This window comes from Micromonospora sp. URMC 107 (genome assembly GCF_051386315.1).
Taxonomy (GTDB): domain Bacteria; phylum Actinomycetota; class Actinomycetes; order Mycobacteriales; family Micromonosporaceae; genus Micromonospora.
In genome coordinates this window covers 88,161-108,992 of sequence record NZ_JBPQTK010000004.1, presented here as the reverse complement: position 1 = coordinate 108,992, position 20,832 = coordinate 88,161, and the positions used below count along the sequence as shown (strand labels likewise).

Genomic DNA, 20,832 nt, shown 5'->3' with positions numbered 1-20,832 from the left:
GCGCGGGCCACGGCGGGCGGCAGGTGCGCGGCCACGCCAGGCGCGGGCCACGGCGGGCGGCAGGTGCGCGGCCACGCCAGGCGCGGGCCACGGCGGGCGGCAGGTGCGCGGCCACGCCAGGCGCCGGCCGCGTCAGGTTGCGGGCAGCGGCGTGGCCGGGTGGCTCAGGCGGCGGGCAGCGGCGCGGCCGGGCCCGGGGCGGGGTGCTGCGGCCCGGGGACGGTGAACAGCGGCAGGAAGACCTGGGTCAGCGGGCCGATGGCCAGCGCGTAGGCGACCGTGCCGATGCCCACCGTCCCGCCGAGCAGCCAGCCCAGCGCCAGCACCGTGATCTCGATGACGGTGCGGACGAGCCGGATCGAGCGGCCGGGCCGACGGGCGACGTAGCCGGTCATCAGGCCGTCGCGGGGGCCGGGCCCGAGACGGGCCCCGAGGTAGAGGCCCGTCGCCGCCCCGTTGGCCACGATGCCGGCGACCAGCACCCCGGCCCGTACGCCCAGCGACCCGCCGGCCGGCAGCAGCGCGAGCGTCGCGTCCACCACCAGCCCGACCACCAGGACGTTGCTGACCGTGCCGAGGCCGGGGCGCTGACGCAGGGGTATCCAGAGCAGCAGCACCAGCGCGCCCACCGCGATGGTGACGGTGCCGAAGGAGAGCCCGGTCAGCTCGGACAGACCCTGGTGGAACACGTCCCACGGGTCCAGGCCCAGCTCCGAGTTGATCATCAGGGCCATGCTCACGCCGTAGAGGACGAGGCCCGCGTAGAGCTGGGTGAGCCGCCGCGCGGGGCGATGCCGGAGATTGCCAATCGGTGTCACCCATGCCACGCTAAAGGCCAATTGGCGCAACGTAAGAGCCAATCCTGGAGGAGTGGCCATGACGAGTCAGGTTCGGGGTGTCCAATTGGCCCGGCTCCTCGGTCAGTGGCATGCGCTTCCCGGCCGGCGGCGCAGCCCCGACTACGCCGCCCTGGCCGGCGCCGTCCGCGGGCTGCTCGCCGACGGCCGGCTGCCGCTGGGCGTGCGGCTGCCCGCCGAGCGGGAGTTGGCCGAGGCGCTGAAGATCAGCCGGACCACGGTCACGGCCGCGTACCGGGAGCTGCGGGAGAGCGGGCACCTCGCCAGCCGGCGGGGTGCCGGCAGCTGGACGATGCTCCCGGGCACCCACCGGGTGGCGAGCACCGGGCTCTGGACCCCGCTGGACGACCGGGACATGATCGATCTCGGGGTCGCCGCGCTCGCCGCGCCGCCCGAGCTGCTGCCGGCCGCCCGCGCGGCGGCCGAGGACCTGCCCCGCTACCTGGGCGGCGCCGGCTACCACCCGACCGGGATCATCGAGCTGCGCGAGGCGGTGGCCCGCGCCTACACCGACCGGGGCCTGCCCACCTCGCCCGACCAGATCATGGTCACCAACGGCACCCAGCACGCCCTCGACCTGGTGCTCCGCCTGGCCCTCGCCCCCGGCGGCAACGTGCTGGTCGAGGCGCCCAGCTATCCGAACGCGCTCGCCGCGCTGGCCGCCCGCCGGGCCCGGATCACCACCCACGGCCTGGCCGTCGAGGAGCCCGGCTGGGACGCCGACCTGCTGCTCGGCGGCCTCCGACAGGCCCGGCCCAAGCTGGCGTACCTGATCCCGGACTTCCAGAACCCGACCGGGCACCTGATGTCGGCCGCGCTGCGGGAGCGGGTGGTGGCCACGGCGCACTCCGTCGGCACCGACCTGGTCGTCGACGAGTCCTTCGTGGACCTGCCGCTGGACGGGACGATGCTGCCCCCGCCGACCGCCAGCTTCGACCGGCACTCCCGGGTGGTCACCATCGGCGGGATGAGCAAGCCCTTCTGGGGCGGTCTGCGGATCGGCTGGGTCCGCGCCTCCGCCCCGCAGGTGCAGCGGCTCGCCGCCGCCCGGGTCGGCGTCGACATGGCCAGCCCGGTCCTGGACCAGCTGGTCGCGGTCCACCTGCTCGCCGACGCGCCGGCCATCGTCGCCGCGCGCCAGGCCCAGCTGACCGCCCAGCGCGACGCGCTGTTGGCGGCGCTCGCGCAGCGCCTGCCCGAGTGGCGGGTCACCGTCCCGCACGGCGGGGTGACCCTCTGGGCCGAACTCGACGGGCCGATCTCCAGCGCGCTGTCCCGGGCCGCCGAGGAGGTCGGCGTACGCCTGGCGCCCGGCCCCCGCTTCGGCCTGGACGGCACGTTGGAGCGCTTCCTGCGGCTGCCGTTCACCCTGCCGGCCGCCGACCTGGTCGAGGCGGTCGGCCGCATCGCCGCCGTCCGGTACGACCTGGACCGGGGCGGTCGGTCGCAGTGGCGGGAACCCGCGGTCATCGCCTGAGGGGGCCGGCGCGCCGGCCGGGGGCTCCCTGCCGGGTCGGTCAATCACGCCTGCGCCCAGTCCTGCGGCTGCGAGACTGCGCAGGTGGAGGACGTGCGGGGGATACGGTGGCCGCGCGGCATCCTGCCGAACGCACCGGGGTCCCGCACCACCCGGCTCGAACTCTTCTACGACCTCGTCTTCGTCTTCGCCTTCCTCAACGTCACCACGGTGACCGCCGGCAACCTGGACACCCGCGGGCTGGTCCGGTTTTTGGTGGTGCTCGCCCTGCTCTGGTGGTGCTGGAGCGGCTTCGCCGCGCTGGGCAACGTGGTCCGTACCGACCAGGGGATCGCGCCGCTGGTCGGGTTCGCGGTCTCCGCCGCCGTCTTCGTGCTCGCGCTGAGTTTGCCGAAGGCGTTCGTCGACCGCCCCGGCGGGCTGCCCGGCCCGGTGGTCTTCGCCCTCTGCTACTTCCTGGTCCGCGCGACCCAGGTGACCGTCTTCCTCTGGGCCGTGCGCACCGACCGGGAGGTGCGCCGGCGCACCCCCGTGCTGGTCCTGCCCTTCCTGGTGGCGACGGGGCTCATCCTGGCCGCCGCGCTGGTGCCGCAGCGGCTCTTCGACGGCGGCGCCGAGGCGGGGCTGCGGCTGGCGTTCTGGGTCACCGCGCTCGGCGTGGAGTACGGCGCCGGCCTGGCCCAGCACCGCGCCGGGTGGACGGTGCTCTCGGCGGGGCACTGGGCGGAACGGCACGCGTTGATCATCATGGTCGCGCTCGGCGAGTCGATCATCGCGCTGGGGCTCGGGCCGGGCCCCGACGCCGCCCTGCCGCTGACCTGGCCGGTGATCATCGCGGCGCTCCTCGGCATCGCGGTGGTGGCGGCGCTGTGGTGGGCGTACTTCGACACCCTCGCGCTGGCCATGGAGCAGGTGCTGCACCGCACCCGGGAGCGGCGCACCCGCGCCGGGCTGGCCCGGGACGTGTACACCTACCTGCACCTGCCGCTGATCACGGGCGTGATCCTGTTCGCCCTGGGTCTCAAGGGGCTGATCTACGAGGGGGCCGACCCAACGACCCCGCAGTGGGGGGTGCCGCTGCCCGGCTTCGACATGCTCGCCCTCTTCGGCGGGGTCGCGCTCTACCTGCTCACGTTGATCATGCTCGGGAGCCGGATGCTGGGCGCGGCGCGCTGGCCGACGATCGGCGGGGTGGCGCTGCTCACCGCGCTGACCCCGGTGGCCGGGCGGCTGCCGGAACTGGTCGCCCTGGCCATGCTGGCGGTGGCCGCCGTGCTGACGGTCGCCGTGCAGACGGTCGTCGACGCCCCACGTCGGCGGCGCGTGCGGCAGGTGGCGCTGGAGGAACAGCTCGCCTCCGAGGCCGAGCAGACGCGGTGGCGGGGCCACCACCTCTGAGTCCGGCGGCCGTCACCCGGGCGGCCGGCGGCCCCGCGTCGGAACGGGGGCCGCCGGCGTCGCGCGCTCAGAGTTCGGCGAGCGACCCCGCGTACATCTTCTCGATCTCGCTGGCGAAGTTGCTCTCCACGCCGCGGCGCTTGATCTTGAGGGAGGGGGTGATCTCGCCGTTCTCGATGGTCAGGTCGCGCGGCAGGATGGCGACCTTCTTGATCGTCTCCCAGCGGTTGAGCTTGGCGTTGAGCTCGGCCACGTAGCCCTCGACCATGGCCTTCGCCTCTGGCGAGGCGACGATCTCGGTGTAGTCGCGGCCCTCCAGCGGGGTGCCGGCGGCCCAGCCCTTGATCGCGTCGGGGTCCAGCGTGACCAGCATCGTGCAGTAGTTGCGGGCCTGGCCGATCACCACCGCCTGCGAGGTGTACGGGCAGGTGGCCTTGAACATTCCCTCGATGTGCGAGGGCGCGATGTACTTGCCACCCGAGGTCTTGACCAGGTCCTTCTTCCGGTCGGTGATCTTCAGGTAGCCGTCGGCGTCCAGGGTGCCGATGTCGCCGGTGCGGAAGAACCCGTCCTCGGTGAACGCGGCCGCGGTCTCCTCGGGCAGGTTGTGGTAGCCGCGCATCACCGGCCGGCCGCGCACCAGGATCTCGCCGTCGGTGTCGATCCGGCACTCCAGGTCGCCCATCGCCTTGCCGACGGTGCCGATCCGCAGCCCGTCCGGCGGGTTGACGAAGTTGCCGGCGCTGGTCTCGGTGAGGCCGTAGCCCTCGGAGATCGGCAGGTTCGCCGCGGCGAAGAAGGTCGCGATCTCCGGGCTGAGCGGGGCGGCGCCGGAGACGAGCACCCGGATCCGGCCGCCGAGGCGGGCCTGGAGCTTGCTGAACACCAGCTTCTCCGCCACGGTGTACTTCAGCCGCAGCCCCGTCGGGACGGGCCTGCCGGCCTGCTCCAGGGCGACCTTCTCCTTGCCGACCCGGACGCCCCAGGCGAAGATCTTCGCCTTCGCGCCGCCGGCGTCCTGCGCGGTCGTCACCGCCCTGTTGTAGACCTTCTCGAACACCCGGGGCGCGCCGCACATCAGCGTCGGCCGGATCACCGAGAGCAGCTCGACCAGCTTGTCCACCCGGCCGTCGACGTACGTCGGCAGGCCCACGTGGATCGCCCCGCAGAGCAGGGTCTTGCCGAACGAGTGCGACAGCGGAAGCCAGAGGTACTGCAGGTCGTTCTCGCGCAGCAGCCCGAGCTCGGCCTGCGCCACGCCCTCCCAGCACCAGCCGCCGTGCAGCAGCTCGACGCCCTTCGGGCGCCCCGTGGTGCCGGAGGTGTAGATCAGCGTGGCCAGGTGTTCGGGGCCGATCCCGGCGACCAGCATCTCGATCAGGTCGGGCTCGGCGGCCAGCGCGCGGGCGCCCTGCTCCTCCAACTCGGCGAGGGTGAGCTGGGGGACGGCGGCGGCCGGGTCGGCGGCGCCGTCGAAGAGCACGACGTGGGTCAGCGCGGGCAGGTCAGCGCCGGCGATCTTGGCGGCCTGGGCCGGGTTCTCGGCGAACAGCACCCGGGAGCCGGAGTCGGCGATGATGTAGGTCGCGTCGTCGGGCTCCGTGGTGGGGTAGACGGTGGTGGTCGCGCCACCGGCACACATGATGCCGAGGTCGGCGATCACCCAGTCGAGCCGGGTGTTCGCCAGGATCGCGACCGGATCCTCCAGGCCGACACCGAGCCCGTGCAGCCCGGCGGCGACCGCCTTGGCGCGACGGGCCATCTGCTCCCAGCTCAGCCAGACCGGCCCGGAGTCGTCGGGGGCCGGGTGGGCGAAGGCGTCGCGGTCGGGGGACGCCGCCACGCGCTTGAGGAACATGTCGGGGATGGAACGGTACGGTACATCGAGAGCCATCGCTGTAGCCGCCTTCGGGGGGTGGAGACGTGACCACGGTCACGTCGGGTGTTCGTTACCGAAGGGTATTGCCTGCGCCCGGGCATCGGCTAGCCCTGTCGATCACGGCTGGGCCACGTCTCGGCGGATGGGCCGCCCGGCTCAGGCGTACCGGGCCGCCCGCAGTGACCAGTCGTAGGTGGCCCGGATCCAGTTGCGCCGCGCGGTGAGGGCCGACCGCACGCCGTCGTCGCCCGTCGCGAGCAGCGCCGCCTCCGTCGCCAGGTACGCCGAGAGGGCCTCGTTGAACCGGTCGGCCGCCGCCCGCAGGGCCGACGACTGGTCGCCGTCCGTCCGCCCGGCGGCGATCACCGCCACCAGGTTGTGCGCGTCCGGCTGGCCGAGGTGCTCCTTGCCGTACGAGAAGACGTCGTTGCACCAGCAGACCAGGTCGGCGGCGAGCAGGTCGAGGGCGACCAGCGAAGGCTCGGTGCGCTGCGCCGCGTCCGGCAGTGCCCCGGTGGCCAGTTCGGTGAGGGTGAAGCTGGGGTGGACCGCGCCGGTGTGCCGGCGCATCTGGACGTACTCGGCCAGCCCCGGGACCCGCCCGTGCTCCCGGTTCGCCGCCTCCCAGAGCAGTGCCAGCAGGTACTCCCGCACGTCGCCGACGAAGCGCAGCAGCGCCACCGGCCCGCCGGCGGCGCGGGCCCGCCGGCACAGGTCGCCCAGCGCCGCGCCGAGCGGCCCGGCCGCGGCGCCCGGCCCGTCGGTCCGGCCCTCCCGCCCGTCGAGCACGTCCAGCAGGGCGGCGACGGTCGGCGCCAGCCGGGTGGGGGAGTCGCCGAGGCCGTCCTCGTCGCAGGCGTCGTCGACCACGAACAGCCAGGAGATCAGGTCGGCGAGCAGCCGCAGGCCGTCGACCGGGCCCTCCGGGCATGCCCGCCCCGCCAGCCCGGCGGCGTCGGCCCGGCGTAGCCGGTGCAGCCGGTGCCCGTTACTGATCAGCCCCTGGTCGAGCGCCCACTCGGTGCTCTCCTGCGCCACCCGTCCGGTGGCGTCGTGCTGGCGCGAGGGAAAGGGGGGTTCCCGTAGCGCCGAGACCGCAAAGGTCCGCATGGTGCCCCCTGTCGCTCCGTCCCCCGACGGGACGGCGCGAGACAGCGTACGGCAGCAGGGATCGGCCGCGATCGTTGGGGAGAGGTCTTCTCAGGCCGGAATGTGACTGCTTATGCACACGGCGTCACATGCCCAGGTCGGTGCCCCGGAGTCGCTCGGCGGACGCCGCCGGCCCGTCGATCTGCACCCGGGACACCCGCTGCCGGCCGCTGAGGAACAGGGCCAGCTCGCCCGGCGCGCCCACCACCCGCACGGGTTCGCCGCCCCGGCCGACGGAGAGCTCGCCGTAGCCGGGTGCCTGGACGAAGACGTCGGCCGGGAACCGGCGCAGCGCCAGCCGGGCCAGCCCTGCGCACCGCTTCCAGAGCGCCGCGTTCAGCCCCGCCTTCAGGTCGCGCGGGAGCCAGCCGGGGCGGGCGCGGCGCACGTCCTCGTGGTGGATGAAGAACTCCAGCGTGTTGGCCAGCTCGTCGGTGACCGGGTTGCTGACGGGACTCCACACCGGCGGCCGGCGCACCTGGTCGAGCAGGCGCGGCCAGGGGCGCGCGGCGACGCGCAGGCGCACCCGCTCGGAGTAGCCGCGCAGCGGCGGGAGCAGGATGCCGCCGGCGGCGTCGGGTCGGCGCTCCCGCAGCACCAGGTGGGCGGCGAGGTCGCGGGTGGTCCATCCCTCGTTGACCGTCGGGGCGTCCGGTCCCAGCGTCTGCATCAGGTCGGCGAGCGCCTCGCGCTCCGATCGGGCGTACCGCGGCATGGCACCGATCGTAGGCGCGTGGGGGGCACTCGGCGCGCCGAGTCGGCCGGGGCGGCCGTGACGGTGGACATAGCGGACCGGGGCGGCGGAGCTGGCCCAGACCGGTAAGGATGAAGGTAGATAATTGCGGCTTACGGCAGGGGAGAGCGTGGCGAGCAGGACGAGTCGGGACGTGCTGGTTCGGGGGCTGGCCGTCCTCGGGCGGGCGATCCGGGAGGAGCCGCGCATCTTCGCGGTCGCGGTGACCGGCAGCGTGCTCTTCGGCGCCATGACGGTGGCCAGCGCCTACGTGGTGGGCGCCGTGGTCGGCGACGTGGTGGTGCCGGCGATCGAGCGCGGTGCGGTCGGGGTCGGGGGGCTCGCCCTGGCGGCCGTCGCGCTGTTCGGCATCAGCGTGCTGCGGGTGGCCGGCATCTTCGGCCGCCGGCTCGGCGCGGGCTACATGCAGTACCGCCTCCAGGCCGCCTACCGGCGCCGGGTCACCCGCCGCTACCTGGAGCTGCCGCTGTCCTGGCACCACCGCAACGCCACCGGCACGCTGCTGTCCAACGCGAACTCCGACGTCGAGGCCGCCTGGTACCCGATCGCCCCGCTGCCGTTCGCGGTCGGCACCCTGGTGATGCTGGTCGGCGCGGTGGCGTCGCTCTTCGTCACCGACTGGGCGTTGGCCCTGGTCGGTCTCGCGGTCTTCCCGGCGCTCTTCGCCCTCAACGTCGCCTACTCCCGCCGGATGGCCCCCCGGCAGGCCCGGGCCCAGCGGCTGCGCGCCGAGGTCAGCGGCATCGCGCACGAGAGCTTCGACGGCGCCCTGGTGGTCAAGACGATGGGCCGGGAGGCGCAGGAGACCGACCGGTTCGCCGCCCGCGCGGGCGAGCTGCGCGACTCGCTGGTGGCGGTCGGTCGGTTGCGCGGCGTCTTCGACCCGCTGCTGGAGACCCTGCCCAGCCTCGGCACCCTCGCCGTGCTGGTGGTCGGATCGATCCGGCTGCGGCAGGGCGAGCTCACCGTCGCCGAGCTGATCAGCGTCGCCTTCCTCTTCACGGTGCTGGCGTTCCCGGTCCGGGCCATCGGCTGGGTGCTGGCCGAGCTGCCGCGCAGCGTCGCCGGCTGGGACCGGGTCAGCCGGGTGCTCGACGCCACCGGCGAGATGTCGTACGGCGACACGACGCTCGACGGGACGCAGCCCCGCCCGGCCACCCTCGCGTTCTCCGGCGTCCGCTTCGGCTACGAGCCGGCCGAGGCGCACCTGCCCGGCACGGAGGTGCTGGGCGAGGTCTCCTTCACCGTGCCCGCCGGGAAGACCGTCGCCCTGGTCGGGCCGACCGGCGCCGGCAAGTCGACGATCGCCGCGCTGGCGGTGCGGCTGGTGGACCCCAGGGCCGGCACGGTGCGCCTGGACGGGGTGGACGTCCGCCGGCTCACCGCCGCGTCGCTGGCGGACAACGCCGCGTTGGTCGCCCAGGTGCCGTTCGTCTTCGACGACACGGTGCGGGCCAACGTCAGCCTGGACCGGCCGGGCATCGGCGACGACGACGTCTGGGCCGCGCTGCGGCTGGCCGAGGCGGACGGCTTCGTCGCGGCCCTGCCCGACGGTCTCGACACGAAGGTCGGCGAGCGGGGGACCTCGCTCTCCGGCGGCCAGCGGCAGCGGCTCACCCTGGCCCGCGCGCTCGCGGGCCGGCCACGCCTGCTGGTCCTCGACGACGCGACCAGCGCCGTCGACCCCCGGGTGGAGGCGGCCATCCTGGCCGGGCTGCGTTCCTCGGCGGGGGAGGCCGGCGAGCCGGCCGCGTCGATCCTGGTGGTCGCCTACCGGCAGGCCACCATCGCGCTGGCCGACGAGGTGGTCTACCTGGAACAGGGCCGGGTGCTCGCCCGAGGCCCGCACGCGGAGCTGCTGGCCACGGTGCCGGGCTACGCCGACCTGGTCACCGCCTACGAGCAGGCCGAGGTCGACCACGCCAAGGACGAGACGTACGACGAGGTCGCCCCGCTGACGTCGGGCCTGGAGATCGAGGTGGACCGGTGAGCGCGAGGAGTGCAGCGGAGCGGAGCCCCGCAGTCGCGAACGAAAGGCGGGCCCGGTGAGCGCGAGGAGTGCAGCGGAGCGGAGCCCCGCAGTCGCGAACGAAAGGCGGGCCCGGTGAGCGCGAGGAGTGCAGCGGAGCGGAGCCCCGCAGTCGCGAACGAAAGGCGGGCCCGGTGACCACTACCACCGACACGGCGAGGAAGACCGGGGCGGCCGAGACGTCCGGGGACGCCGAGACCCCGGAGACCCCCGAGACGACCTGGCAGACGCTGCGCCGCGGTCTGGCGCTCTCCCCGGAGCTGCGGGTCGGCCTCGCCGGCACGCTCGGCCTGGCCCTGGTCTACATGGTCGGCCGGGCGGCGGTCCCGGTGGCGGTGCAGCAGGGCATCGACAACGGCATCGTCGGCGGCCTGGACCTGGGCGTGGTCTGGACGGTGGTCGCCGTGACCGTCGGGGTGCTGGTGGTGACCACGCTCTGCGGCTACCTGATGATGCGCCGGCTCTTCACGGTCAGCGAGACCGCGCTGGCCAACGTGCGGATCCGGGCGTTCCGGCACGTGCACGACCTGTCCATGCTGCACCAGCAGTCGGAGCGGCGCGGCTCGCTGGTCTCCCGGGTGACCAGCGACGTCGACCAGATCACCCAGTTCCTCCAGTGGGGCGGCGTGATCCTGGTGATCAACCTCGGTCAGCTGGCGGTCACCACGCTGGTGATGTTCGCGTACTCCTGGCAGCTCACGCTGGTGGTCTTCGCCGCCTTCCTGCCCGCCGTTTTCGTGATCCGGCTGCTCCAGCGTCGCCTCGCGGGGGCCTACGGGGTGGTCCGGCAGCGCACGGGGACGCTGCTCGGCGCGATCGGGGAGAGCGTGGTCGGCGCGCCGGTGATCCGGGCCTACGGGATCGCCGGCCGGACGGCCCGCCGGCTCGACGAGGCGATCGACGGCCAGCGGCGGGCGCAGCAGCGGGCGATCAGGATCAGCATCATGGGCAGCTCGGTCGGGGAGCTGGCGGCCGGCCTGGCGCTGGCCGGCGTGGTGGTGCTCGGGGTGACCCTCGGCGCCGACCGCACCCTGAGCGTCGGCGAGGTGACCGCCTTCCTCTTCCTGGTCACGCTCTTCATCCAGCCGGTGCAGATCGCCACCGAGGTGCTCAACGAGGCGCAGAACGCCATCGCGGGCTGGCGCCGGGTGCTGGACGTGCTGGACGTCGAGCCCGACGTCGCCGACCCGGGCGAGCAGGGGCGGGAGCTGCCGTCCGGTCCGCTGGACATCCGCTTCGCGGGGGTGCGCTTCGCGTACCCGGGGGGTCCGCCCGTGCTGCACGACGTCAGCCTGGAGATCCCGGCGAAGAGCCGGGTGGCGGTGGTCGGCGAGACCGGCAGCGGCAAGACCACCTTCGCCAAGCTGCTCACCCGGCTGATGGACCCGACCGCCGGCCAGGTGCTGCTCTCCGGCGTGCCGCTGGAGCGGGTCCGGTTCGCCTCGCTGCGCTCGCGGGTGGTGATGGTGCCGCAGGACGGCTTCCTCTTCGACGCCACGGTGGCGGAGAACGTCCGCTTCGCCCGCCCGGAGCTGACCGACGAGCAGCTCGCGGCGGCGTTCACCGAGCTGGGGCTGGCGGACTGGCTGGACGGGCTCCCGTCGGGTCTGCACACCCCGGTGGGGGAGCGCGGCGAGGCGCTGAGCGTGGGGGAGCGGCAGCTGGTCGCGCTGGCCCGTGCGTACGTGGCCGATCCGGACCTGCTGGTGCTGGACGAGGCGACCAGCGCGGTCGACCCGGCCACGGAGGTGCGGCTGCAGCGCACCCTGGACGCGGTGACCCGGGGGCGTACCACCCTCGCGATCGCGCACCGGCTCTCCACGGCGCAGGCCGCCGACGAGGTGATCGTGGTGGACCGGGGCCGGATCGTGCAGCGCGGCCCGCACGACGAGCTGGTCCGCGACCCGGAGTCGGTCTACGGCCTGCTCTACGCCTCCTGGCTGGAGCAGACCCGCTGAGCGGACCCGACGCACCGGCGGCGCGCGGCCCGGGCGGGTGCCGGGCCGCGCGCGGTGGTCAGCGGGAGTAGAACTCCACCACCAGCTGCTCGTCGCAGATCACCGGCACCTCGTGCCGGGCGGGCTCGCGCAGCAACGTGGTCCGCAGCTCGGCCAGCTCCACCGACAGGTACGGCTGGCCGGGGCCCTCGCTGGCGTTGGCGCCGGCGGCGGCGAGCTGGAACGGCAGGGACGCGCGGCTGCGTTCGCGCACGGCCACCACCTGTCCCGGGCGCAGTCGGTACGACGGCCGGTCGACCTTCCGCCCGTCGACGGTGAAGTGGCCGTGCGCGACCAGTTGCCGGGCCTGGTAGATGCTGCGGGCCAGGCCGGCCCGGTGCACCACCGCGTCGAGCCGTCGCTCCAGGAGCGCGACCAGGCTCTCGCCGGTCTTGCCCGCGCTGCGGGCGGCCTCGTCGAAGACGCGCCGCAGCTGGGTCTCGCTGACGTTGTACTGGTGGCGCAGGCGCTGCTTCTCGAGCAGGCGCACCTGGTAGTCCGAGGTCTTGCGGCGCTGCCGGCCGTGCACGCCGGGCGGGAAGGGGCGCCGCTCGACGTACCGCACGCACTTGCGGGTCAGCGGGATGCCGAGGGCGCGGGAGAGTCGGGCCTTGGGCCTGGGGTGGTTCACGCTGGACGTCTCCGATCCGGTGCTCTAGTCTCCGAGTTAGGTAAGGCTAACCTATGAAGGAGTCGTCCATGCGGCCCAGCCCGGCGGAGATCGTCCGCACCCTCGTCGCCGGCCGGCTGCCCGGCATCGCCCACGTCGCGCACCGGCCCGGCCCGCACCAGGTCCGGCACGTGACCGATCCGGACGGACGGGTGCTGCTGCTCGTGCCGGTGGTCAGCGACCTCGCCGCCGCGCTGCGCCCCGCCGACGGCGAGTCCGAGGTGGCGCTGGTGCTGGACGTGCTGGACCTGCCGCCCGCCGCCGGCGCGCCGAGCCTCGGCCGGGCCTGGGTCTCCGGCTGGACGGCCCGGCTGGACGGGGAGGAGGAGCGCCGCGCCGCGCTGGACTTCGCGGCCGTGGAGCCGGCCGGTGACCTGCTCGACGTCGGCACCCGGTTCCGGCTGCACCGCTTCGAGGTGGTCGAGGCCCGCTGGGAGCGTGGCGACACCGTCCGCCGCATCGACCCGGAGGCGTACGCCGAGGCGGAGCCCGACCCGCTGCACGCGGTCGAGGCCGAACTCCTGGCCGACCTCGCCGACCACCACGCCACCGAGGTGGCCGGGTACCTGCGCCGCCAGCTCGGCCTCGCCGACGGCGCACCCGGCACCGCGCCCCGGGTGGTCCGGATCGACCGGTACGGCCTGCTTGTCACCCACGGGCGACCCGGCGCCCGCCGGCGCGTCCGGCTGGCGTTCCCGCGTCCGCTGGACTGCCAGGCGGAGCTGACCCGCCTCCTGCACCCGCTGGTCTGCCGCCATGCCGCGCCCCGGCACGCCGACCACGCCTGACCGGGAGGTGCCGCCCCGGCCGTCCGGTCAGCCGGCGAAGACCTCGGCGAGGTCGCCCGTCAGGTAGCGCTGCACGGTGGGGCCGACCGCCGCGACGAGCGTCTCCGGGGCGGCCGAGGCGACCGGCTCGAGCCGGACCACGTGCCGCATCATGGCCAGCCCGATCAGCTGGCTGGCCACCAGCGAGCCGCGCAGCGGCAGCTCGGCCGGGTCGGCGTCGAGCTGGTCGAGGATCCTGCGCAGCACCTGGGTGACCAGGAACTCGCGCAGCAGCCGGGCCGTCCACTCGTTGCTCACCGCCGAGCGCAGCAGGGCCACGCCGGCGGTGCCGGCCGGGGAGTCCCAGACGCCGAGGAAGGTGCGCACCAGCCGCTCCCCGAGACCCGCGCGGTCCCCCGCGAGCACCCTCGGCAGCAGCTCGGCCGGGTCGACCGGCGCGTGCATCGCCGCCAGGAAGAGCCGGTCCTTGCTGCCGAAGTAGTGGTGCACCAGCGCCGGGTCCACCTGCGCGGCGGCGGCGACGGCCCGGATCGAGGACCCGTCGAAGCCCCGCTCGGCGAAGGCGGCGCGGGCCGCGTCGAGAATGGCCTGCCGGGTGTCCGGGTTGCCGGGTCGTCGTCCGGTCCGCCGCGCCATCGCCGCCCTTCGCTCCGTCGTGCTGCCTCGTCGTCGGCCCGCCCGGGGAACCGCCGTGCCGTGGGCCGGCCCCGGTTGCGCCTGCCGGCCAGGACGGCGTCTCAGCCGCTGCGCCGCCGCAGGGTGGCCGCGGCGAGCACCAGCGCCAGCGCCGCCGCGCCGGCGACCACCGCCGCGTCCCGCCACATCGTGCCGGTCGGCTCGGCGTGGGCGCCGACCTCCTGGAGCGCCTCGACGGCGTACGACAGGGGCAGCGCGTCGCTGACCGCCTGCAACCAACCGGCCATCTCGCCCCGGGGCACGAAGAGCCCGCAGAGCAGCAACTGGGGCACCACCACGACCGGCATGAACTGTACGGCCTGGAACTCGGTGCGGGCGAAGGCGCTGCAGAAGAGCCCGAGCGCGACGGCGAGCACGGCGTTCAGCGCGGCGATCATGACCACCAGCCCGCTGTGGCCGGCGGTGTCCAGGCCGAGGACCCCGTACGCGACCACGGACGCGACGACCGCCTGGAGCACCGCGGCCAGCCCGAACGCGATGCCGTAGCCGAAGAGCAGGTCGAGCTTGCCCAGCGGGGTGGTGAGCAGCCGCTCCAGCGTGCCCGTGGTGCGTTCGCGCAGCATCGCGATGCTGGTCACCAGGAACATGACCACGAAGGGGAAGAAGCCGAGCATCACCAGGGCGACCCGGTCGAACGTCGACGGCTGGTCGACGTACATGGAGTGGACCAGGGCGAGCAGCGCCGACGGGACCACCAGCAGCAGCGCCACGGTGCGCCGGTCGTGCCGCAGTTGGCGCAGGATGCGGCCGGTGGTGGCGGCCAGGATCCGGGGGTTCACGACGCCTCCCGTCCGGCGGCGCCCGCCGCGCCGGCCCTGATCAGCCGCAGGAACGCCTCGTCCAGGTCGTCGGTGCCGGCGGCGGCGCGGACCGCGTCTGGGGTGTCGTCGGCGATCAGCCGCCCCTCGCGGATCAGCAGCAGCCGGTCGCAGCGGGCCGCCTCGTCCATGACGTGGCTGGAGACCAGCAGGGTGGTGCCGGCGGCGGCCATGGCGTGGAACCGGGCCCACAGGTCGGCCCGCAGCACCGGGTCCTGGCCGACGGTCGGCTCGTCGAGGACGAGCAGTTCCGGTTCGCCGACCAGGGCGCAGGCCAGCGACGCCCGGCTGCGCTGCCCGCCGGAGAGGGTGCCGACCAGTTGGCCGGCGGCCGAGGCGAGCCCGACCTCGGCGACCGCCCGGTCGGCTTCGGCCCGGCCCCGGCCGTGCAGCGCGGCGAAGTAGCGCGCGTTCTCCCGCACGGTCAGGTCGGCGTAGACGCTGGGCGCCTGGGTGAGGTAGCCGACGCGACGGCGCAGCTCGGGCGACCCGGCGGGGCGCCCCAGCACGGTCACCGAGCCGGCGCCGAGCACCTGCACGCCGACCACCGACCGCAGCAGCGTGGTCTTGCCGCTGCCGCTCGGGCCGAGCAGCCCGGTGACCACGCCGCGTGGCACGGACGCGCTGACGCCGTGCAGCACCCGCCGCCCGCCCCGCTCCACCACCAGGTCGCGGACGGCGATCGCCTCGTCCACCGGCGCCTCCCCGGAGAAACTCATCATGCGTTGAACTCGACGCTAGTGGAGATGTTCGCCGGGCCGCAACGGTTGACTTCGCGTGCACTCGAACTGGAAGCCTGGAGGGCGTGGACATCACCATCCGGGAGGCGACCCTGACCGTCGGCGAGGCGGCCGAGCGGGTCGGCCTGACCACCTACACGCTGCGTTGGTACGAGCAGGAGCGCCTCGTCGCCCCGGTCGGACGCGACTCGGCCGGGCGCCGTCGCTACACCGAACGCGACGTCGACTGGCTGTTCCTGCTCACCCGGCTGCGCCGCACGGGCATGCCGGTGCGGGACATGCGCCGCTACGCGGAGCTGGCCCGGCAGGGCGACGCCACCCTGGCCGCCCGGCGGGCGCTCTTCGAGACGCACCGGGCCCGCGTGCTGTCCCGGATGGCCGAGCTGGAGGAGGACTTGAAGGTGCTCAACTACAAGATCGACAACTATCGCCGGGCGGAGGGGTGCCGATGATCCGCCGGAAGCTGGGCGCGTCCGGGCCCGAGGTCTCCGCGATCGGGCTGGGCTGCATGGGGATGAGCTACGCCTACGGCGCCGGCGACGACGCCGGCTCGACCCGCACCCTGCACCGCGCGCTCGACCTGGGGGTGAACCACCTGGACACCGCCGACCTGTACGGCCACGGCCGCAACGAGGAGCTGCTCTCCCCGGTGGTGCGGGCCCGTCGCGACGAGGTCTTCCTGGCCACGAAGTTCGGCAACCGGGTGCGCGGCGACGCGACCGGCGGCACCGGCAGCCCCGGGTTGTACGTGGACAGCAGCGCCGCCTGGGCGCGCGAGGCGTGCGACGCCTCCCTGCGCCGCCTCGGGGTGGACGTCGTCGACCTGTGGTACCTGCACCGGCGCGACCCGGCGACGCCGATCGAGGAGACCGTCGGCGCGATGGCCGAGCAGGTCGCCGCCGGCAAGGTGCGGCTCATCGGCCTGTCCGAGGTCAGCCCCGCGACCCTGCGGGCGGCGCACGCGGTGCACCCGGTGACCGCGGTGCAGATGGAGTACTCGCTGTTCAGCCGGGACGTCGAGGGCGAGATGTCGGCCACCTGCCGGGAGCTGGGCGTGGCGCTGGTCGCGTACTCGCCGGTGGGGCGGGGGCTGTTGACCGGGACGATCACCGGCCGCGAGCAGCTCGCGGCCGACGACTGGCGCGCCCGGGCGCCGCGCTTCGCCGAGGGCAACCTCGACGCCAACCTCAAGCTGGTCGACGAGGTGCGGGCGGTGGCCGGCGAGATCGGGTGCACCCCCGCCCAGGCGGCGCTGGCCTGGCTGCTCGCCCAGGGCGAGGACGTCTTCCCGATCCCCGGCACCCGGCGGGTGCACCGGCTGGAGGAGAACGCGGCGGCGGCCGACATCCGGCTCACCGCCGCCCAGCGCGCCCGGCTGGGCGAGGCGGTGCCGCCCGGCGCGGTCGCGGGCGCGCGGTACCCCGAAGCGGCGATGCGGTTGGTCGGGCATTAGCCTTCGGACCGGACAGCGGGTCCGCCAACGGGCATCAGGCGTGGCATCGGGCATTGCGCGCTGATCGGACGTACGGCACGATGGCGCCGTGGGTCACGCTGCGTCACCGGACGAGGGGTTCCTGGGCGAATGGGCGGCCCGGTTGCGGGCCGGGGCCGAGCAGCCCGTGGTGGGCATCATGCTGCGCGGCAGCCACGCCCGGCGGGCCGCCACCGCGCACAGCGACGTCGACGTCGACGTGCTGCTCGGTGGCGCCCCGTACGCCGCCCGCCGGGCGTTCCTGGCCGAGCACGGGGGCCGGCTGACCCACGTCTCGGTGGCCGCCCGCGACGTCCGCTCCTGGCTGACCCGCCTCGGCGAGCCGGCCGACTGGGCGTTCGGGCTGCCGGTCACGGCGCCGGCCCGGCTGTTGTGGGCGGACCCGCACTGGCGGCCCCGGATCGACCTGCCGGTGCTCTGCCACCCCGCCGGCGAGCCGCAGCTGGAGGAGCTGATCGCGACGCTCGGTAAGGTGGCCGGCGCGCGGGACGCCGACGACCACCTCGGCGTCCGGCTGGCCGCCGCCGATCTGGCCCGGCTCTGCCCGTCCGTGCTGCGGCTGGCCAACCCCACGGTCCGGGTGACGTCCCGGCGGGCGGCCTTCGCCGCCGCCCTCGACCTGCCGGTGGCGCCCCCGCACTACCGGGAGGACCTGCTGCTCTGCCTCGGGCTGCGGCCCGGCTCCGTCGGCCAGCTCTGCGCCGCCGCGGCCCGCCTGGTCACCGGCGTCCTGCCGCTGATCCGCCCGTACGCCGCCGAGGTCGCGCGGGCCGCCGGCGCGGACCTGGCGGACGCCCTGACCGACGGCCGGCTGGACCGCTACGTCGATCAGCTGACCCGGCCCGCCCACCGGCCGCCGCGGCCCCAGCGGGAGCCGTCGCCCGTGCCCGCGCCCCGTGCGGGACAATGGGTCACTGTGCCCGTACCTGACGCGCCCGTGACCGGCGCCCACCCCAGTCCGCAGCAGCCCGCGGCCGACGGCACGGTCCGTCCGTCCCGGCTCGACCCGGCCATCGCCGCCCGGCTGCGCCGCACCCCCGACGGCCTGGTGGCCGCCGTGGTCCGCCAGCACGACTCCGGCGAGGTGCTGATGGTCGCCTGGATGGACGACGAGGCGCTGCACCGCACCCTGACCACCGGCCGGGCCACCTACTGGTCGCGCAGTCGCCGGGAGTACTGGGTCAAGGGCGCCACCTCCGGGCACCACCAGTACGTCCGCGCGGTGGCGCTGGACTGCGACGGCGACGCGCTGCTGGTCGACGTCGACCAGGTCGGCGCGGCCTGCCACACGGGGCACCGCACCTGCTTCTTCACCGAGCTGCCGGTCGGCGGGGACGGGGCGCAGGCCCGGTGACCGGGCAGCGCGCGACGCCCGGCGGCGGGTCCGGCACCGACGGCGCGGTCAGCCCGGACCTGGCCGCCTTCACCGGGCTGGCCGCCCGCTGGCGGGTCGTCCCGGTCACCCGCCGGCTGCTCGCCGACGCGGAGACCCCGGTCGGCGTCTACCGCAAGCTCGCCGGCGGTCCGGGGACGTTCCTGCTGGAGTCCGCCGAGCAGGGCGTCGGCTCGGCCGGCCTGGCCTGGTCGCGGTACTCGTTCATCGGCGTACGCAGCAGCGCCACGCTGACCGAGCGGGACGGGGTCGCGGTGTGGACGGGGCGGCCCCCGGCCGGCCTGCCCACCTCCGGCGACCCGGTCCGGGTGCTGCGCGAGACCGTCGAGGCGCTCGCCGGCCCGGCGTGGGACGCGGCCAGCGGCATGCCCCCGCTGACCGGGGGCATGGTCGGCTACCTGGGCTACGAGCTGATCCGGCGCTTCGAGCGGCTGCCCGAGCTGACCGAGGACGACCTCGGCGTGCCCGAGCTGGGCATGATGCTCGCCGCCGACCTGGTGGTGCTGGACCACTACGACGGCTCGGCGATCCTCGTGGCCAACGCGATCCTGCCGCCGCTGTCCGAGCCGGACCGCGACGCCGAGGTCGCGGCGGCGTACCACCACGCGGTCGGGCGGCTCGACGCGATGACCACCGCGCTGTCGCGGCCGATCCCGCCGATGGTCTCGACCGTCGAGCGGCCCCCGGCGGGCCAGGTGCGCAGCCGTACGCCCGAGGGCGGTTACCCGAAGGCCGTCGAGGCGGCCAAGGAGGCGATCCGGGCCGGCGAGTGCTTCCAGATCGTGCTGTCCCAGCGGTTCGAGCGGGACACCCACGCCGACCCGCTGGACGTCTACCGCGTGCTGCGCACGACGAACCCCAGCCCGTACATGTACCTGCTGCGCTTCGACGGCTTCGACATCGTCGGCTCCTCGCCGGAGGCGCACCTGAAGGTGACCAGCGACGCCCAGGGGCGGCGGCGGGCGCTGCTGCACCCGATCGCCGGCACCCGGCCGCGCGGCGGCACGCCCGAGGCCGACGCGCGCCTCGCGGCGGAGCTGCTCGCCGACCCCAAGGAGCGCGCCGAGCACGTGATGCTGGTCGACCTGGGCCGCAACGACCTGGGCCGGGTCTGCCGCCCGGGCACGGTCGAGGTGCCGGAGTTCGCCACCATCGAGCGCTACAGCCACGTCATGCACATCGTCTCGACCGTCGTCGGCACGCTGCGCGAGGACCGCACGGCCTTCGACGCGCTGGCCGCGACCTTCCCCGCCGGCACCCTCTCCGGCGCGCCCAAGGTGCGGGCCATGGAGATCATCGAGGAGCTGGAGCCGGTCCGGCGGGGCCTCTACGGCGGCACCGTGGGCTACTTCGGCTTCGGTGGCGACCTGGACATGGCGATCGCCATCCGCACCGCGCTGATGCGCGACGGCAGGGCGTACGTGCAGGCCGGGGCGGGGGTGGTGGCCGACTCCGACCCGGCCGCCGAGGACCAGGAGACCCGGAACAAGGCCGCCGCCGTGCTCGCCGCCATCGCCGCCGCCGAGACCCTCCGGCCCGCCCGATGACGGCCGCCGAGCCGCGCGGCCGGGAGCCGGGAACGACTGCCGCGACGGACGCGGGCCGGGGCGCGCGCCGGCGCGAGCTGACGTACGCCGTGCTGCTCTGCGTGGCCGGCGCGGGCCTGGCGCTGTGGGCGTCGACCCGCACCTGGGCGGTCGAGCTGACCGCCCGGCCCACCCCGCTGCCGCCGGTCCGCGACGCCCGCACGGGCGCCGGCCTGCTGCCCTGGCTGCCGGCGTTGGCCCTGGTCGGGCTGGCCGGCGGCGGGGCCGTGCTCGCCACCCGGGGCCGGGCGCGGCGGCTGCTGGGCGGGCTGCTGTGCGGGCTCGGGGCGGCCGTGGCGGCCGGCGGCGGCTACGGCCTGGTCGCGGCGTTCGACGGCGAGGTCGCCCGGCACTGGCCGGCGCTCTGCGTGCTCGGCGGGGTGCTCGCCACGGCGGGCGGGCTGCTGACGGCGCTGCGGGGGCGCGGGTGGCCGGCGATGGGCGCCCGCTACGAGCGGCGGCCCGCGGACGACGCCGCGCCGGCCGCCCGGGGCGAGGGCGGCCGGGTCACCGGCCGGCACACCACCCAGGCGTGGGACGCGCTGGACCGGGGCGAGGACCCGACGCTCAGCTGACCGGCTGGCGCTCGCGGGCGGCGGCCCGGGCCGCCGCCAGCTCCGCCACCAGGCGGTCGAGCTCGGCCCGCTGCTCCGCCCGGGCCCGGTCGGCGCAGACCGCCTCCCAGGCGTTGCCCCGCGCGGTGCGCATCCGGGCCTCGCCCACCACGGCGCGCTCCAGGGTGTGGACCACGCCGACGGCGAGCGACGCGACGGTACGCGAGACGGTCGTCAGCCCGATGGGCTGGTGCGACTCGACAGTGCTCATGATCACCCCGCAGAGGTTCGTTGGTGACGGTGGGGCAGGCGCGTCATCGAGTCTGCCCGAGGACGATGCTGGCTGGTTCACGTTTCGCCGTGGTGACGGACACGTCAACTCTGCTTCCGGGGCCGCCACCAGGCAAAGGGCCGTTCGGCCTTGAGGTACGTCACAGGATCGACGGACGTCGGCGGCGGGCGCCGAGCGGGCGGCCGGCCGCGCCAACGGATAGGATCACGTCGATGACCAGGGTGGCGGAGGCGGGGATGGTCGGGTGGCGCTCGCGGGTGGGC

Annotated in this window: 19 protein-coding genes and 1 pseudogene; 11 read left to right on the top strand and 9 right to left on the bottom strand. The window is 75.2% G+C overall.

Going from position 1 to position 20,832, the window contains the following annotated elements; genetic code table 11:
- Positions 1–164: 164 nt before the first annotated feature.
- Positions 165–818 (bottom strand): YczE/YyaS/YitT family protein, encoded by a 654-nt coding sequence (locus ACSNN9_RS01820; protein WP_436670863.1) that lies wholly within the window; start codon positions 816–818, stop codon positions 165–167.
- Between the two features lie 58 nt (positions 819–876).
- On the opposite strand from ACSNN9_RS01820, the gene ACSNN9_RS01815 reads away from it, so the two are divergent.
- Positions 877–2,334, top strand: coding sequence for a PLP-dependent aminotransferase family protein (locus tag ACSNN9_RS01815; RefSeq protein ID WP_436670862.1), 1,458 nt, complete (start codon positions 877–879; stop codon positions 2,332–2,334).
- Positions 2,335–2,418: 84 nt separating this feature from the next.
- Complete coding sequence (locus tag ACSNN9_RS01810; protein WP_436670861.1) at positions 2,419–3,732, top strand: low temperature requirement protein A; 1,314 nt, start codon at positions 2,419–2,421, stop codon at positions 3,730–3,732.
- Positions 3,733–3,799: 67 nt separating this feature from the next.
- Here the strand turns inward: ACSNN9_RS01810 and ACSNN9_RS01805 are convergent, their stop codons facing one another.
- From ACSNN9_RS01805 to ACSNN9_RS01795, 3 genes are all read right to left on the bottom strand, one after another.
- Positions 3,800–5,626: an AMP-dependent synthetase/ligase gene (locus ACSNN9_RS01805; protein WP_436670860.1), complete on the bottom strand. Its 1,827-nt coding sequence runs from the start codon at positions 5,624–5,626 to the stop codon at positions 3,800–3,802.
- Between the two features lie 141 nt (positions 5,627–5,767).
- Positions 5,768–6,721 carry a terpene synthase family protein gene (locus tag ACSNN9_RS01800; protein ID WP_436670859.1) on the bottom strand — a complete coding sequence of 318 codons (954 nt, stop codon included), beginning with the start codon at positions 6,719–6,721 and terminating at the stop codon, positions 5,768–5,770.
- 124 nt (positions 6,722–6,845) lie between these two features.
- A complete protein-coding gene (locus ACSNN9_RS01795) occupies positions 6,846–7,475 on the bottom strand; it encodes a TIGR03085 family metal-binding protein (RefSeq protein ID WP_436670858.1) in 630 nt (209 codons plus the stop codon).
- A 148-nt stretch (positions 7,476–7,623) separates the two neighbouring features.
- Here ACSNN9_RS01795 and ACSNN9_RS01790 point away from each other — a divergent pair, with 148 nt between their 5' ends.
- A complete protein-coding gene (locus tag ACSNN9_RS01790; protein ID WP_436670857.1) occupies positions 7,624–9,504 on the top strand; it encodes an ABC transporter ATP-binding protein in 1,881 nt (626 codons plus the stop codon).
- Between the two features lie 269 nt (positions 9,505–9,773).
- Entirely contained in the window at positions 9,774–11,501 is a 1,728-nt protein-coding gene (locus ACSNN9_RS01785; RefSeq protein ID WP_436670871.1) for an ABC transporter ATP-binding protein, read from the top strand.
- 58 nt (positions 11,502–11,559) lie between these two features.
- Here the strand turns inward: ACSNN9_RS01785 and rpsD are convergent, their stop codons facing one another.
- A complete protein-coding gene (gene rpsD / locus ACSNN9_RS01780) occupies positions 11,560–12,171 on the bottom strand; it encodes a 30S ribosomal protein S4 (protein WP_436670856.1) in 612 nt (203 codons plus the stop codon).
- Between the two features lie 68 nt (positions 12,172–12,239).
- Here rpsD and ACSNN9_RS01775 point away from each other — a divergent pair, with 68 nt between their 5' ends.
- Positions 12,240–12,998, top strand: coding sequence for a DUF2470 domain-containing protein (locus ACSNN9_RS01775; protein ID WP_436670855.1), 759 nt, complete (start codon positions 12,240–12,242; stop codon positions 12,996–12,998).
- Between the two features lie 27 nt (positions 12,999–13,025).
- Here the strand turns inward: ACSNN9_RS01775 and ACSNN9_RS01770 are convergent, their stop codons facing one another.
- The 3 genes from ACSNN9_RS01770 to ACSNN9_RS01760 all read right to left on the bottom strand — a co-directional run bounded on the left by ACSNN9_RS01770 (position 13,026) and on the right by ACSNN9_RS01760 (position 15,207).
- Positions 13,026–13,634, bottom strand: coding sequence for a TetR family transcriptional regulator (locus ACSNN9_RS01770; protein ID WP_436670854.1), 609 nt, complete (start codon positions 13,632–13,634; stop codon positions 13,026–13,028).
- 101 nt (positions 13,635–13,735) lie between these two features.
- Positions 13,736–14,473, bottom strand: a complete 738-nt coding sequence (locus tag ACSNN9_RS01765) for an ABC transporter permease (protein ID WP_436670853.1) — start codon at positions 14,471–14,473, stop codon at positions 13,736–13,738.
- Positions 14,470–15,207 (bottom strand): ABC transporter ATP-binding protein, encoded by a 738-nt coding sequence (locus tag ACSNN9_RS01760; RefSeq protein WP_436670870.1) that lies wholly within the window; start codon positions 15,205–15,207, stop codon positions 14,470–14,472. The genes ACSNN9_RS01765 and ACSNN9_RS01760 overlap by 4 nt, the downstream gene beginning before the upstream one ends.
- Before the next feature lie 110 nt (positions 15,208–15,317).
- Here ACSNN9_RS01760 and ACSNN9_RS01755 point away from each other — a divergent pair, with 110 nt between their 5' ends.
- From ACSNN9_RS01755 to ACSNN9_RS01730, 6 genes and pseudogenes are all read left to right on the top strand, one after another.
- Complete coding sequence (locus ACSNN9_RS01755) at positions 15,318–15,704, top strand: MerR family transcriptional regulator (RefSeq protein WP_436670852.1); 387 nt, start codon at positions 15,318–15,320, stop codon at positions 15,702–15,704.
- A complete protein-coding gene (locus ACSNN9_RS01750) occupies positions 15,701–16,705 on the top strand; it encodes an aldo/keto reductase (protein WP_436670851.1) in 1,005 nt (334 codons plus the stop codon). The genes ACSNN9_RS01755 and ACSNN9_RS01750 overlap by 4 nt, the downstream gene beginning before the upstream one ends.
- A 178-nt stretch (positions 16,706–16,883) precedes the next feature.
- Positions 16,884–17,480 (top strand): annotated as a pseudogene (locus ACSNN9_RS01745) (phosphoribosyl-AMP cyclohydrolase); the annotation flags it as partial.
- Between the two features lie 180 nt (positions 17,481–17,660).
- A complete protein-coding gene (hisI, locus tag ACSNN9_RS01740) occupies positions 17,661–18,098 on the top strand; it encodes a phosphoribosyl-AMP cyclohydrolase (RefSeq protein WP_436670869.1) in 438 nt (145 codons plus the stop codon).
- Positions 18,095–19,684: an anthranilate synthase component I gene (locus tag ACSNN9_RS01735; RefSeq protein ID WP_436670850.1), complete on the top strand. Its 1,590-nt coding sequence runs from the start codon at positions 18,095–18,097 to the stop codon at positions 19,682–19,684. Before hisI ends, ACSNN9_RS01735 begins: the two co-directional genes overlap by 4 nt.
- Positions 19,681–20,298, top strand: a complete 618-nt coding sequence (locus ACSNN9_RS01730; RefSeq protein WP_436670849.1) for a Trp biosynthesis-associated membrane protein — start codon at positions 19,681–19,683, stop codon at positions 20,296–20,298. Before ACSNN9_RS01735 ends, ACSNN9_RS01730 begins: the two co-directional genes overlap by 4 nt.
- Here ACSNN9_RS01730 and ACSNN9_RS01725 read toward each other — a convergent pair.
- Positions 20,291–20,548 (bottom strand): hypothetical protein, encoded by a 258-nt coding sequence (locus ACSNN9_RS01725; RefSeq protein ID WP_436670848.1) that lies wholly within the window; start codon positions 20,546–20,548, stop codon positions 20,291–20,293. The two genes, ACSNN9_RS01730 and ACSNN9_RS01725, sit on opposite strands and share 8 nt — an antisense overlap.
- Positions 20,549–20,832 lie beyond the last annotated feature (284 nt).